Origin of the sequence: Enterococcus sp. DIV1682a (genome assembly GCF_051711005.1) — a bacterium.
In the GTDB taxonomy this organism is placed as follows: Bacteria; Bacillota; Bacilli; order Lactobacillales; family Enterococcaceae; genus Enterococcus_B; species Enterococcus_B hirae.
Genome location: NZ_JBIOLT010000001.1, coordinates 617,158 through 630,847, shown reverse-complemented (window position 1 = coordinate 630,847; position 13,690 = coordinate 617,158). Strand labels below are relative to the sequence as shown.

12 protein-coding genes are annotated in these 13,690 nt (G+C 37.8%); all 12 read right to left on the bottom strand.

Features of this window, described 5'->3' with window-relative positions; genetic code table 11:
- Positions 1 to 196 precede the first annotated feature (196 nt).
- Entirely contained in the window at positions 197 to 901 is a 705-nt protein-coding gene (locus IGJ23_RS02805; RefSeq protein WP_010719925.1) for a deoxynucleoside kinase, read from the bottom strand.
- 22 nt (positions 902 to 923) lie between these two features.
- The gene (locus IGJ23_RS02800; RefSeq protein ID WP_207414617.1) at positions 924 to 1,364 is read right to left on the bottom strand and encodes a nucleoside 2-deoxyribosyltransferase; all 441 of its coding nucleotides are present in this window, start codon (positions 1,362 to 1,364) and stop codon (positions 924 to 926) included.
- On the bottom strand, positions 1,364 to 1,939 hold the full coding sequence (locus IGJ23_RS02795; protein ID WP_094940416.1) for a TIGR00730 family Rossman fold protein: 576 nt from the start codon (positions 1,937 to 1,939) through the stop codon (positions 1,364 to 1,366). The genes IGJ23_RS02800 and IGJ23_RS02795 overlap by 1 nt, the downstream gene beginning before the upstream one ends.
- A gap of 1,323 nt (positions 1,940 to 3,262) precedes the next feature.
- The gene (locus tag IGJ23_RS02790; protein ID WP_207432983.1) at positions 3,263 to 4,267 is read right to left on the bottom strand and encodes a sugar kinase; all 1,005 of its coding nucleotides are present in this window, start codon (positions 4,265 to 4,267) and stop codon (positions 3,263 to 3,265) included.
- Positions 4,268 to 4,286: 19 nt separating this feature from the next.
- Positions 4,287 to 5,027: a 2-dehydro-3-deoxy-phosphogluconate aldolase gene (gene dagF / locus IGJ23_RS02785; RefSeq protein WP_010719929.1), complete on the bottom strand. Its 741-nt coding sequence runs from the start codon at positions 5,025 to 5,027 to the stop codon at positions 4,287 to 4,289.
- A 20-nt stretch (positions 5,028 to 5,047) separates the two neighbouring features.
- Positions 5,048 to 6,154, bottom strand: a complete 1,107-nt coding sequence (locus IGJ23_RS02780) for a DgaE family pyridoxal phosphate-dependent ammonia lyase (RefSeq protein WP_207432980.1) — start codon at positions 6,152 to 6,154, stop codon at positions 5,048 to 5,050.
- Positions 6,138 to 7,250, bottom strand: coding sequence for an amidohydrolase/deacetylase family metallohydrolase (locus tag IGJ23_RS02775; RefSeq protein ID WP_438774598.1), 1,113 nt, complete (start codon positions 7,248 to 7,250; stop codon positions 6,138 to 6,140). The genes IGJ23_RS02780 and IGJ23_RS02775 overlap by 17 nt, the downstream gene beginning before the upstream one ends.
- A gap of 8 nt (positions 7,251 to 7,258) precedes the next feature.
- On the bottom strand, positions 7,259 to 8,347 hold the full coding sequence (locus tag IGJ23_RS02770; RefSeq protein ID WP_438774597.1) for a DUF871 domain-containing protein: 1,089 nt from the start codon (positions 8,345 to 8,347) through the stop codon (positions 7,259 to 7,261).
- 22 nt (positions 8,348 to 8,369) lie between these two features.
- Positions 8,370 to 9,704 (bottom strand): PTS sugar transporter subunit IIC, encoded by a 1,335-nt coding sequence (locus tag IGJ23_RS02765; protein WP_438774596.1) that lies wholly within the window; start codon positions 9,702 to 9,704, stop codon positions 8,370 to 8,372.
- Positions 9,705 to 10,200: 496 nt separating this feature from the next.
- Positions 10,201 to 10,902 carry a GntR family transcriptional regulator gene (locus IGJ23_RS02760; RefSeq protein ID WP_088744989.1) on the bottom strand — a complete coding sequence of 234 codons (702 nt, stop codon included), beginning with the start codon at positions 10,900 to 10,902 and terminating at the stop codon, positions 10,201 to 10,203.
- Between the two features lie 239 nt (positions 10,903 to 11,141).
- The gene (locus IGJ23_RS02755; RefSeq protein WP_010719935.1) at positions 11,142 to 11,903 is read right to left on the bottom strand and encodes a formate/nitrite transporter family protein; all 762 of its coding nucleotides are present in this window, start codon (positions 11,901 to 11,903) and stop codon (positions 11,142 to 11,144) included.
- A 336-nt stretch (positions 11,904 to 12,239) separates the two neighbouring features.
- Complete coding sequence (locus IGJ23_RS02750; RefSeq protein ID WP_438774595.1) at positions 12,240 to 13,682, bottom strand: glycoside hydrolase family 1 protein; 1,443 nt, start codon at positions 13,680 to 13,682, stop codon at positions 12,240 to 12,242.
- Between the last annotated feature and the right edge of the window lie 8 nt (positions 13,683 to 13,690).

Here is a 13,690-nt window from a genome sequence, read left to right as displayed (position 1 = left end):
AGCCAAAAACAGCTTTTTCCTTGATAAATTGATTACTATCGAACTGTGTTCTTTCGAATCATTTCTTTTCAGGAACCGCTCTATCAAAAACAAGCTGAAAAGCCTCCAAATCGTTTCGACTATCTTGGAGGTTTTCCAGCTTGTTTCTTAAAATGAACGATGACATCATCTTTTTAAAATGGAACATTATGACTGTTTACTGACCCAGTCCTTGTCCTTTTGCATGTTGATTCTCAGTAAAGTATTTCCCTGCCTCTACATCGCTTAGTTCTGCTAATTTTTGTTGGATTTGTTCAATGACCTCTTTTGCATGTTCTGGCTTTTCAACAAAATCGAAGCGGTCACCATCGATTTGAATCTTCGGACAAACATCAAAATCTTCATACCATTGATCATAACGTTGGTTTAAAGAGCGATAATAGTCATAAAGTGTCTCATCACTTTCCAGCTGTTCATAATCACGACCCCGTTTTTTGATGCGATCCAACATTGTATCCAAGGACACTTTGATATGAACCATCAAGTCTGGACGTTTCTTAGGAGCAACATCGTCTAACTCGTTAAGCATCGTATCCAATAAATTATCATATTGTTGCACTTCAATATCGGTCACTCGACCTAGATCTGCATTTAAATGAAATAGCAGGCTATCTTCATAGATCGAACGGTCTAACACGTTATCATCATCCACTAAAGCATTTTTCATCGCTAAAAATCGTTTATTCAAAAAGAAAATTTGCAATAAAAAAGCATACTGTTCTGGATTTGAATAAAAAAGTGGTAACACTTCATTATCCTCAACACTTTCATAAAATGGTTTTGAGTCGATTTCTTTTGCAAGCATATCTGTCAAACTGCTTTTTCCTGCACCAATCGTTCCTGAAATTAATATCACTGACATGCAATCCTTCCTCTTTCTATTTCTATAAGTACTCGCCTACGTATTTCGTTACTGGTAATATTTTAAAATCGTAGTCACGTACTTCGTCAACTGTTTTTAAATAAGTATGCAAACTTTGAGTAATCATCAAATTAGTTGGAACAGTCTCTTCTTGGAAAACAATCATTGGTTTTTTCATCATTGTCGCTGCCCCTAATTCATAAGCTGTCCCTGGATCAATGATTTGATGTTCATAATCTAAAATAGCTACTACGTAATCAGCTGCTGTTAGTTCTGCCATATCTTTTTCATAAACTTCTTGTGCCCAACCTGCACTAAACATTTCATAATTACTTTCTTGATGATGTCTTGGCGAATAAAAACCAGTCACCGTTGGATTTTCTTCCAATGCTTTTTCGATACGAGCAACACGCTCGACTTGCTCCTCTGAAAAGAATGGACCTGCTAAATAAATTTGACTCATTAATTTGCCTCCTCTATTAATAGTTGTGTTTCACTTACTTCTGCGCGTAATAAATCGACTAGTTCTAATGGGTTATTTGAAAAAAAGACGTAATCCAGCCATTTGGCATCCATAAATTCTTCTTTGGCAAACGTTTCTAATAACGTCTTTAAACCTTCATAATATCCTCCGATATCTAAAATACCAATTGGTTTCTTCGCTGTTAAATCAATGGCCATCCAAGATAAAAGTTGAGAAAACTCTTCTAAGGTTCCCAATCCTCCAGGAAAGATCAAAACAGCATCTCCTTGTTCAAATAACAATACTTTTCGTTCGTCGATTGTCTCGGTAGGAATAAAAGTTGTTACATTTGTATTCGGTAACTCAGAATCAAAAAGCCCTGTTGGATAGATACCAGTGACTTTCCCATTGTTTTCTAGTAAAGTCTGACTGAAAACTCCCATGATACCCGATTCTGATCCACCATAAACCAGCTCAATCTCTTCTTGAGCCATATATTTTCCTAACGTTTGGGCAATAAATTTATAGCTTTCTTTATTACCAAAACGGGAGCCACAAAAAACTGTTAGTTTCAAAAAAACACATCCCAACTCAAAAGTCTAACTTCATTTTACACTTGTTTTTTTAAAATAAAAGACTAGATTTTGTGATTTTTTAGTGGTATATAAGAAAACAAACACTATATCTAGTGTTTGTTGGCGAAAAATTTTTTAATCTTTTTTATTTTAAAAAAATATTAAATAACATAAATGTTTAAATTTGAAACGACTTTCTTAATTAAGAAAGCTTGCTTTCATCGTGTTCTGACAATAACATTCACTCATTTAACGAGAATCTAGCATCATTCTTTTCTCGCAAAAAATTTGATAAAATAATTGTTATGTTTCATTCTCTGTAAATGTTTCGCTAAAAATTTTATGTATATGAACTCCCCAATCAAATGCTTTCTTGAATTGTTCTATTTTCTGATATTCATCACATTTTGACAACCAATAAGAAAGACCAACTTTTTATCTAATAGCAAAAAAATAAGCCAATACTTGAAAGAAAATCTGCATTCCTTCAATATATCGGTTTTATCTCATGGTACGACGGCTCACTCAATTATTGTTCTGATCTTGAAAAACGATAGAAACAGCCAAATGCTTTTATTCTAAAACATGTGCTTTTTTTATGTTCCTTGAAAAAGCCAAAACCAACATTGACGCACTTTACTCGCCCAAGTAAACTCTCCCCTATTTGTTGCACTTGCTATCTTCATTTTACTCGTTATCCTCAGGTGTATGTTTTTGGATAAAAAAATGGACTGGACACATCGTATCCAATCCATTTATGGCACAGTAAATAAAACACATGTAGTTCATCTATTTTTCTCATCAAAAAAGGTAGATTTCTCCTTTGAGATTCGATACAATAAACGAAGTTGATGGTTTCCATTGACTATGGCAAACTTGATTGGTCAATGTGGTTGACTTTTTCAAGACCTCTGTTTCTGGCTGCCACTAGAAATGGAGGTGCCTTTTTTTTATTTGGCTGTTTCTATCTGTTCCTTATAATACTGATCGCTTACGTGGTAGTCAAGAGAAAACGAAAACCTACAAAAAACTGTACTGTTTTTCTCCCAGATTTTTGTCAAAAATATTTCTCCTTCTTTTAGACCCTAAAAACAACAGAGAAAGTTAGCAATCTAAAACGACCGCTACAGTTGCAACTCTATTCAATCCTTTCTGGATTTTTACCATCAGCTTATTCAACTCTTGGCTGATCCGCTATCTACTAAAAGCTAACTTTTAATATTTCAGACGATGTCAAAAAGTCTTGAAACACTGATTCCCGTTTCAAGACTTTTTTAACGCTCCGATGCATTTTATTTCGTCCATTCATCGCAAGACTATTTCTTAGCGAATCAAATCGACATCTGGCGCATCTAGTAATTGTTGAACCTGTTTTCTAGTTGTGAGCGGAACATCTCCTTGGATTGCATGAGCCAAACGAGCATTTCCTGTTGCAAACTCGACGGTTCTAGTCAATGACCAGTTTTCCGCATATCCTAATAATATCCCAGCCGCAAAAGCATCCCCTGCACCAATTCGGTCTAAAACAAATAACTCGTAAAAAGGTGTTTCAACGTCTTCTGTGACGGTGATCAAATATCCTTTTAATTGTTTTCTTCCTTCATGGCTGGTTCGTTTCGTACCAGCAAACCATTCGATGTCATAATAAGCTAAAAAGGATTGGATATAGGCGATAGGATTTTTCGTTGAATCGCTTGTTCGCCATTCTAATAATTCCGTCAAATCACGGATCGAGCCAAATAAAATCGTACAATAAGGTAAAATTTCCTCATAGCGTTGTTTCAAGATGTTTCTTTGATCTTGTTCCTGGTTCAATGTTGGCCGAAAGTTGAAATCAAAACATACTTTTTTTCCCTGAGCATGAGCTTTCTTGGCAAGAGAAATCGCTGTTTCGGCACACTGATCAGACAAACTCAAACTGATCCCGCAAATATGCACAAGATCTACTGTTTCAATAAACGCCTGTACTCCATAGTCATTTTCTTGAGACAATCCAAAAGAACTATGTTTTCGATTTTGGTAAGTAACTTCAGTAGGACGAACACCATACCCCATTTCTGCGAAATAGGTACCGATATGTTGTTCTTGTTGGATTACATACTTCGTTTCAACACCGATACTTTTTAAGTTAGCTAACGCAGCACTGCCTAAGCGATTATCGGGCAGAGCCGTCAATAGATAACTCTCCATATCAAAATGAGCTAGATTACCAACTAGATTCACACCTGTTCCGGTATATGCCAGTCTTAATGTATGGGTTTGTTCTAGCATCAAGTGTTCTGGAGGTGTCAATCGCAACATCACTTCTCCAAATGCCCCAAATTTCATTTTCTCACCTTTTTTCATCTTAGCTGACAACTTTTTTCATGATTTGTAGTAATGTCCGGACATCCTCTGGCTTCGTATTGCCCGTTTCAGGGTCAATAATCGAGCTGTAGACATGGGGAATAATCTTTTTCACCTTGGCATCGACAGCGATTTGAAGGATCTCTTCAAAGTTGGTTAAATCAATTCCTCCTGTTGGTTCTAATGCAAAATCATAAGTGGCACAAGCTTGCGCTACCGCCTCATACTCTTTTTGATGTGCTAACCCTTTCATTGGAAAATACTTGATTGATGTTCCTCCCATATCTTGTAGTAAGCGAATCGCTGTTTCAATCGTGACTACGCCTGCTGTACCTTGAGAACTTAAAGGACCGGTTGCAATATTGACATACCCTTCTTTACCTGTTGGTGAAACTAATCCATTGACCACTGTTTCATTTTGACCTAACACAGCTCGTGAAGCACCCACTCCAGTAAATACTTGGTTCACATGTTGTGGTTGCAAGACTTTTGCCAAACGAGTCACCATTTGACTCTGATTTGGATCACCTGCTCCCAAGCCAACTGATAGCGCATTATTCGTTGCTGCTTGATACTTTTTCATGTCAGCAATAGCTGCTTCGTCTGTTTCATAGTTTTTTGAAAGCACCCCCAGCAAAATATGTCCTTCAGCTGCTTCATAACACTCCACCGCATTTTCAACAGAATTAGCTAAAACATTCAAACAAACTTGATCGTGTAAATAGTTAGGAATTCGTGACATTTTTTTCTCTCCTTTTTCACTCAAGATAATTTTGTTTCATTCATGATTTCTTGCAGGCGAACAATGATTTTTTGCATTTCTTCTTGATTGACCGAACGTATGTCAAATTCAATGATACCATGATTCGCTTGATAATCTCGTGTATAGACTGCTGGATTTTTTTCTTTTAGTGCCTGAATAACTGAATGTGCAGAACGATCACTGATTTTAACACTCGCTCGATAAATCTCTCGACCAGCTGGATCTTGAACAATAGTTGCTGACAAATGATCAATGTGATTCAACGCTTCAACAAATGGTTGTAAACGGCGCTTCATTGACTCCCCAGATTCACTGCCATGTTCAAGATAATCGGTGACCGCTTGGGTAAATCCTAAAATATTCTCTTTACCGATTTTCATCGAACGACCGATCCCTTTTGACTGTAATCGCACCCATGGTATATAAGGATTCTTTCCAATCACCATTCCTGCACTTGGACCTTCGATCGCCTTTGCACCCGAATAGATCACTAGATCCGCTCCTAGTTTAGTGTATTTGAATAAATCCTCTTCTGCTGCTGCATCAACAATCAACGGGATTTCATGTTTTTGAGCAACTGCTACTGCTTCTTCTACTGACAACATACTTTTTTGAACCGTATGGTGACTTTTGACATAAAGAATCGCTGCGGTATTTTCAGTGATACAGCTTTCAAGATGTTCAGAGCTACACATATTGGCATAACCTGCCTCGATTACTTGCCCCCCACCTTGTTGAATCATTAATTCAACGGATGTGCCGTAATCAACATTGTGTCCTTTGGGTAAAATAATTTCCTTTTTCTTGATAGTTGTTGAATAAGGATGATAAACATGAGTTAGACTTCCTTTGCCAATAACCGCTGCCACTGCTTGAACAATACCAGCAGAAGCACAAGAAACGATCTGAACATCCTCAACTGCTAAGAGATTCGCCAGATAAGCACCCGTTTTTTCACTCAGGTCTGACATTTCAAAAAAATGTTCGCCGCCAAAGCGTTGCGCTGCCAAAACAGATTCCGATACTTTGGAAACACCTAAAATCGTCATCCGGCCTGAAGCATTGATCACTTCTTTTAAATTAAATTTATCATAACTTACACTCATAACTCTTTCCCCCAATAACTACGCTAACTGGTTTGATTTGTTGATCGATCACTTGCTGTTGTCCATTCGAGTCAGTAATCGTCTTTTCTTGGTCAACAAATTCAAATATTGTAAAATCCGCATCAAAACCTACTTCTATCTGACCTTTCGTTCCTAAATGAAAATTTTTAGCCGGCACACAAGTTACCTTTTCTAAAATTTCTGACCAGGAATAGCCGATAAAATGCAATTTTTCCATCGTTGTCGCTAAATCGTAAACGGGGCCGTTCTTTCGATTACGAATATAGATATCCGTGCTAATAGAGTCCGCTTTGATTCCTTGGTCATAGGCTGCTTTTGCCACCTCAAAATTAAAACTGTCGGTGCCATGACCAATATCGAAAATCACCCCTTTGGCTAAGGCATCTTTGACAAACGGTTTAATCTGATGAGTTTCTTTCTCCATAATCCCGTTATCTTTCCCATTAAAACAATGGGTCAAGATATCGCCTTTTTCCAGAAGCTGCAAAATTTCTTCTAAATGTGGTGGGGCAGAGCCAATATGCACCATCAAAAGAATCTGTTGATTCTCTTTTTGAATTTTTTTCGCCCATTCCAGCGGTGTCAATCCATTATTCCCAACCACGGTTTTGCTCATTCTAGCTTTGATTCCCACGATAAATTCTGGAAATTCAGTCAATTTTTCTTTGACCAAATTCGCTTGTATCTTGGATAAATCAGCTAATTCATCTTGTTCTACGATGCCCCACTTTGAAATATTCAACAAGGCATACACATTGGTTTTGGCTTTTTTTGCTCGTTCATAAAATTGATGGATATTTTCGGCACCTGTTGTTCCTGCATCGATAACCGTTGTTACCCCTTTACTCACACCAATCTGGTCTGGGTAATCATAATATAAAGTCATTTCCTCAAAACAATGGACATGGTCATCGATCCAGCCAGCAGAAAGATAGTGCCCTGGCTGCAACGTTTGTTCTGTTTTTCCTTTTTCTGGGATACTTGTTGCGATTTTCTGGATTTTTCCATCATTGATCCCAATATCCAGTGTTTCGCCAGTTAATCTACGTGCATTTCTGATCACTAAATCGAACATCACAACGCCTACTTTTCTATAAATTTGAACTTCGACCATGGGTGGATAAAATCTAGTAAGAGATGTTCTTCTGGTACAATTGCACCAACTTTATTTTTCCTTGCATCCCGATGTGGTTCTAAAACGATTTGAAGTTCATTTTTGTATTTGCCAAATGTATCATTTCCAATGACTACATCACCGACTTGAAATTTATTTTCGTTATCATGAGCTTCATTTTCTGCATGTTTATATTTTTTTCGAACTTCAGTGGAACGAATAACCTGTTCAGTGATATCTCCTCGACGAACATGTTGTTCTCCTAGTACAATTTGTCGTTCTACTTCATGAGTAGCTGTCAGCCACTCAATCGTAAATACCGTTTGATAGCGATCCATTTCCCCTAACAGACGCAGCTCTTCTTCAGATGCGTAGGCATTTCCAATAATGACATCATCGATCAACCCAGTAGCAAACAAATGTTTTGCTGCTACATGGACCGGTAAATGACGGTGCATCTCTAACGTAGTCAACCCATCATTGATATCCCAAGGTCCGATTGTTCCCACCTGAGAAGAAACAAAAGCAGCCGTTCGTAACCCTTGTTTTTTAAATCGTTGGCTGCAAGACTCAAAAAATCGGTAAGGTAAGCCTGTTCCTTCTTGAGGATAAAAATTATGACACCCATAGAGAAAGGGTTTATTTGCTTGATGAGACAAAATATTATCCAAATAAGCAACATCATTACTCATATTCAACTCAATCGCTAAATGATAAGGGTTATATGACAGCAAAGCTTCTTTTCCGCCGTCAAATCCTAAATCAAGACGGATTCCATCTGCACCAGTTTCGTGGAAAAAACTTAAGTCGTCATACGAAATGTCCAACTGTTCAAAAATGTTGGGAGCAACATCTAAAATCGTTTCAAATCCCAATTCTTTCGCAAAATGAATCAATTTTTGAAACTTTTGTTTTACGATCAGAGGATCTTCCGTTACTTCTAACATACTCATAAAAATACGGGTAAACCCATAACGTTGTGCTAATTGCAAATATTCTTGATCTTTGATTGAATCACTATGATCTGGGTAAAGTGAAATCCCTAGTGCACGTTTCATAGCCACTAACCTCCATTTTTTATTATGCTTGTTCCTCGGTAACGCCCGTCACCATTGGTGCTTCTTCTTGCGCTTGTTCTTCTGCTTCACGAGCCAGTTGTTGTTTTTCGAATACTTTGAAGAACGGATAATAAATAGCCAATGTGATCAGGAAGTTAGCAATGACTAACAAGCCAGCCGCTACGCTCCAGTTTGTACTCATCCAAGCGGCGATTGGCGAAGGAATAGCAAATGGTAACCGAGCCGTCATCATTGGGATGAGACCACTAACCGTTAAGACATATGACAAAGTAGTCGTTACTAACGGTGCAAGAATGAACGGAATCCCTAATACCGGATTCATTACAATCGGTGCCCCGAAGATCATTGGTTCATTGATGTTGAATAGTCCTGGTAAAATCGATAATCGACCTAAACTCTTTAAATATTTTGATTTGGATAACATGAATAAAACCACTAAAGCCAAGGTTGTTCCTGCGCCACCGATCCACACGTACCACTGTAAAAACTGTTCTGTAAAAATATTCGGCATATTATGAGCATTCGCACCAGCGTTGAAAGCATCAATGTTTTCAGCAATCGAAATATCCCAAAATGGGCGAATCACTGGTCCCATAATGGCTGGTCCATGAATCCCAAGAACCCAGAAAAAACAAATCAAGAAGACTGTTAATAAACCACCAAACAAACTATTCCCTGCAAGTATGCCTTTTAGCGGCATCAATAACTCACTTAAGAAGCCATTCAGATCAAAACCAAGCATATGTCGGATTACCCAGAAGAAAATCAAAATCACCGCTCCAGGAATCAATGCAACAAAAGAGTTTGTCACTTCTGGTGGTACCCCATCAGGCATCTTGATTGTAATTTTCTTTTCAATGAAGAAACGATAAATCTCGACAGAAATAATTGCTGTAACAATGGCACCAAATAATGAACCTGATCCTAGATTCGCAATATTGATATAACGTCCTGCTGTGATTCCTTCCAAGTCTTCTAATACCTGTGTCGGTGGTGCTGCCACGATCAGAAAAGACATCAATGCTAATATACCAGCCGTCAAGGAATCAACTTTATAACTTTTTGCTAATGATGAAGCAATCCCAAATGTTGCGTATAATGCCAAAATCCCTATCGTATAACGAAAAGGAATATCCAAAATTTGCCGATAGGGTTCGATCACTGCTGCCACAGATTCAATCGGAATGTTCAGTAAAATCGTAAAAAATGAACCGACGATCGTTAGTGGCATCGTTGCAATAATTCCTTTTCTAATTGCCGTCATGTGCCTCTGTGTTCCAATTCGGTTAGCTACTGGCATAATCTTTTGTTCAATCAATCCTACAAACTTATCCATTGCCGCTCTCTCCTTTTATAACATTATAATGTTTATCAAAGTGATCGTACCATATTATGCTAAATTTGTAAACGATTTCTATAAATAGTAAAAATTTTTCTACTCTCTAAGGAAGCTTATCCTAAAAATACACAATCCTTCCCCCATCACAAGAAACCACCTGCGAATATCTTGACCCATGTATCTGATGGCTTCTGCGGTAATAACGAGCGTACTTACAAAATATGAAAAGCTATTTTCTGGTAAGCCTTTAACCTGGAGCTTTTACCTCCTGATAGACGGTGTTTGAACGATTGCTTCTGCGGTAATAACGGCGTGCCTTACAAAATATGAAAAACTATTTTCTGGTAAGCCTTTAACCTGAGGCTTTTACCTCCTGATAGACGGTGTTTAAAAGGTTGCTTCTGCGGTAATAACGGCGTGCCTTACAAAATATGAAAAGCTATTTTCTAAGGCTCGCCGTTATTACTTGAAGCAGAACATCGTTCAAACAACCTTATGTTTCATAGTCTATATGATAAGGATGCAGATTGGTCTCGTAAATTGCTTCTGAATATTCGATTGTTTTCCCCAAGTGGGTCTTTGATTGTCGCGTTCTTTTAATTGCGATCTCTGAGGTAGTTTTTAAAATTTCCCGTTCATCCTTTGTTAGAAACACAGCGGAAAAATCATCGGCAAAGGAGTCGATAGCATAACCTTTTTGGGTCAATAATCGATATAAAGACTCTTCATCAAATATTTTGCGCTTGATTTCTAACAAATCACTTGGCAGATAATGCGTAAAGTAAATATAAGGACGGTCGTTTAAGTAGTATAATCGCTTAAAACAGACAGCCGTTGAACCAAAAGAGGCAAATAATGGGTGATCTTTTTTTAAAGTGATTTTCTTTAATTCCAACGTTTCTTTGTGAACTGTATGTTGTGAGTTTTCTAGAATCTGTGTAAAACTTGCCGCTTTTGACAAACGATTGTATGGACGATTACTTACTACCGTCGTCCCTCGTCCGCTTTTCTTTTCGACATATTCATCTGTTGCTAATAATTCAATGGCCTTACGAACCGTGATCTTACTTACTTGAAACATTTCTTCTAATTCATTTTCTGTAGGCAACATGGTGCCGACAGGATACTTTCCTGAAAAGATATCTTCTTTGATCTTGTCTGCAACTTCTAGGTATAGTACACGTGTCCTTTTCATAACTTCACCTTTCGATTTTGTTACTAGAATCATAGCACATAAAAAATAAAAAAAGAATATAAACGCCATGGATTAGCTATGTTGGTGGATTGAGGATTGAGACAATAGTTCTTCTTTTTTATCTATAAAATTATAATAGGAAGAAATTATTTTATCAGTTACAAAAAACACCAAAGTAAGCAAAACGCAAACTTCGATGTTCTTATTAGGCTTCTAACTCATTGATCAACATGCTTATTTCAATGATGCTTATAGCTTGCATAGTAAAATCCTGATACGAATATTGCACCGCCGACAATATTACCGATATAAACTGGGATAAAATTCAAGAGAAATTCTGTCCAAGTTGCTTGTCCTTCAAAAATTGCGGCTGGGATCACAAAGCAGTTAGCCACACTATGCTGAAAGCCGATGGCAACAAAAATCATTACGGGGAACCAAATAGTCAATACTTTTCCAGCTGCATCTTTTGCTCCATAGGATAGCCATAATGCTAAGCCGACAAACCAGTTACAACCGATTCCCGAACCAAGCGCTTGCCACCAAGAAGCTTCGATCTTATGATCAGCAATATGGATGACTTGGTCCAAATAAACGCCTGAATGAGTCAATCCGACAAAGTGTCCAAAGAAATATGCAACAAAAATGGCACCCACGATATTAGCTAACGTGATAATTGTCCAATTTTTAACTAATTGTGAAAAAGTTACTTTTTTATCCATAAAAGCAATTGCAACCGCCATCATATTTCCAGTAATCAATTCCCCGCCACCAAGCAGGATCACCAATAGTCCGATAGGAAACACAGCCGCCCCTACTAAACTAGTTAAACTCGCCAGTGATTCTGGAATCGAAGCTGAAACTCTGATGTAGGCTAAATAACCTAACGAGATCATTGCTCCTCCGATAAAACCTAGAATTAATTTCGCAAGAATTGGCTTTTGGATCTTTTTCGTTCCAAGATGGATACTGATATCCATAATTTCTTCTGGTGTATACATAGATGTTCAAACCCACACTTCCCATATTTTTTCAAAAACAATAGTGATTTATTTCACATTTTCATTTTAGATTATATCATCTTCCATTCCTAATCCCTATGATTATTTTAAAATAACCGATATTTTTTTATCATTCTATGACAGGGCACACAAGTGAGACTTTCCCACATCTCGTGATTTTTTTCTTTAGAACAACGAGAGTAAAATGAATCGCTCGATCAAATAGAAAAAAGACCATTTTCGACAGTGATTTGTCAAAAATGACCTTATTTTCTTTATCAGAAATGAACTATTCTTAATTTCTTAGTAAGCAACGGTTCTATCATGAATACAAACTTACAGTTCTTCTCCATTGGTGGCGATGACTTTTTGATACCACTCAAAAGATTTTTTCTTTGAACGATTTTTGGTTCCGTTCCCTTCATCATCCAAGTCAACATAGATAAATCCATAACGTTTACTCATCTCACCAGTCGAAGCACTTACCAGATCAATACATCCCCATGGCGTATATCCCATGAGTTCCACTCCATCAGCCACAGCTTCTCCCATTGCTTCGATATGCCGACGTAAGTAATCAATACGGTAATCATCATTGATTTGCCCGTCTTCTTCTACCTTATCAATCGCGCCTAACCCATTTTCAACAATAAACAATGGTTTTTCGTAACGGTTGTACAACTCGTTTAATGCAATCCGTAAACCTTCTGGATCAATCTGCCATCCCCATTCACTGGCTTCTAAGAACGGATTTTTAACTCCACCTAAAAGATTACCGGCTGAGGCCGCTGCATCTGGGTCCGTTTCGTTGACTGCAGTAGACATATAATAGCTGAAACCGATATAGTCGACTGGATATGCTTGCAACAACTCAAAATCTTCAGTCGTTTGTTCTAATTTGGCACTATCTACGCCATATTTTTCATACGTGCGGTTTGTGTATGCCGGGTATTGTCCCCGTACTTGAACATCTGCACAGAAGAAATTGAATTCTTGGTTCTGGATCAATGTAGCTACTTGATTGATTGGATTAGCATCTATGCTATACGTCGTTGCATAGATAATCATACAACCCACTTGGCTATCCTCCCGTAATTCATGAGCGATTTTTACAGCTTTACTACTTGCTACAAATTGGTTATGCCACGCTTGGAAGATATTTTGATAATCAGCCGCACCATTACTTTTTACTAATCCTTGACTCAAAGCTGGAAAATGAAAAGCTGAATTGATCTCATTGAACGTCATCCAATATTTGACTTTATCGCTGAATCGTTCAAGCACCACTTTAGCAAAGCGTTCGTAAAAATCAATCAGCTCTCGGTTTTTCCACCCGCCATATTTTTTTGCTAGATTTAATGGCATCTCGTAATGGGAAATCGTGATCACAGGTTCAATCCCATATTTCAAACATTCATCAATCACTTCTTCATAAAACGTTAAGCCTTTCTCATTCGGTGTTACTTCGTCTCCTTGAGGGAAAATCCGTGTCCAAGCAATGGAGAAACGATAACATTTAAAGCCCATTTCAGCAAAAAGCGCAATGTCTTCTTTAAACCGATAATAATGATCGATCCCTTGATGGTTAGGATAGGTATATTTATCTGGTTGGATCGTCCAATCAAAGTCTTCACTGCCAATAACTGCAAATCGTTGTTTCCCCCCAGGCATCGCATCAGCAACTGAGAGCCCTTTCCCATCTTGATCGTAAGCACCTTCTAATTGATTGGCAGCTGTAGCGCCACCCCATAAAAAATCTTTTGAAAACGTTGTAGTCATCTGCTATT

Excerpts from the sequence above, each read along its gene's own strand:
- IGJ23_RS02805 (WP_010719925.1), bottom strand. The coding sequence starts at position 901 with ATGTCAGTGATATTAATTTCAGGAACGATTGGTGCAGGAAAAAGCAGT.
- IGJ23_RS02800 (WP_207414617.1), bottom strand. The coding sequence starts at position 1,364 with ATGAGTCAAATTTATTTAGCAGGTCCATTCTTTTCAGAGGAGCAAGTC.
- IGJ23_RS02790 (WP_207432983.1), bottom strand. The coding sequence starts at position 4,267 with ATGAAATTTGGGGCATTTGGAGAAGTGATGTTGCGATTGACACCTCCA.
- dagF (WP_010719929.1), bottom strand. The coding sequence starts at position 5,027 with ATGTCACGAATTCCTAACTATTTACACGATCAAGTTTGTTTGAATGTT.
- IGJ23_RS02780 (WP_207432980.1), bottom strand. The coding sequence starts at position 6,154 with ATGAGTGTAAGTTATGATAAATTTAATTTAAAAGAAGTGATCAATGCT.
- IGJ23_RS02775 (WP_438774598.1), bottom strand. The coding sequence starts at position 7,250 with ATGTTCGATTTAGTGATCAGAAATGCACGTAGATTAACTGGCGAAACA.
- IGJ23_RS02770 (WP_438774597.1), bottom strand. The coding sequence starts at position 8,347 with ATGAAACGTGCACTAGGGATTTCACTTTACCCAGATCATAGTGATTCA.
- IGJ23_RS02765 (WP_438774596.1), bottom strand. The coding sequence starts at position 9,704 with ATGGATAAGTTTGTAGGATTGATTGAACAAAAGATTATGCCAGTAGCT.
- IGJ23_RS02760 (WP_088744989.1), bottom strand. The coding sequence starts at position 10,902 with ATGAAAAGGACACGTGTACTATACCTAGAAGTTGCAGACAAGATCAAA.
- IGJ23_RS02755 (WP_010719935.1), bottom strand. The coding sequence starts at position 11,903 with ATGTATACACCAGAAGAAATTATGGATATCAGTATCCATCTTGGAACG.
- IGJ23_RS02750 (WP_438774595.1), bottom strand. The coding sequence starts at position 13,682 with ATGACTACAACGTTTTCAAAAGATTTTTTATGGGGTGGCGCTACAGCT.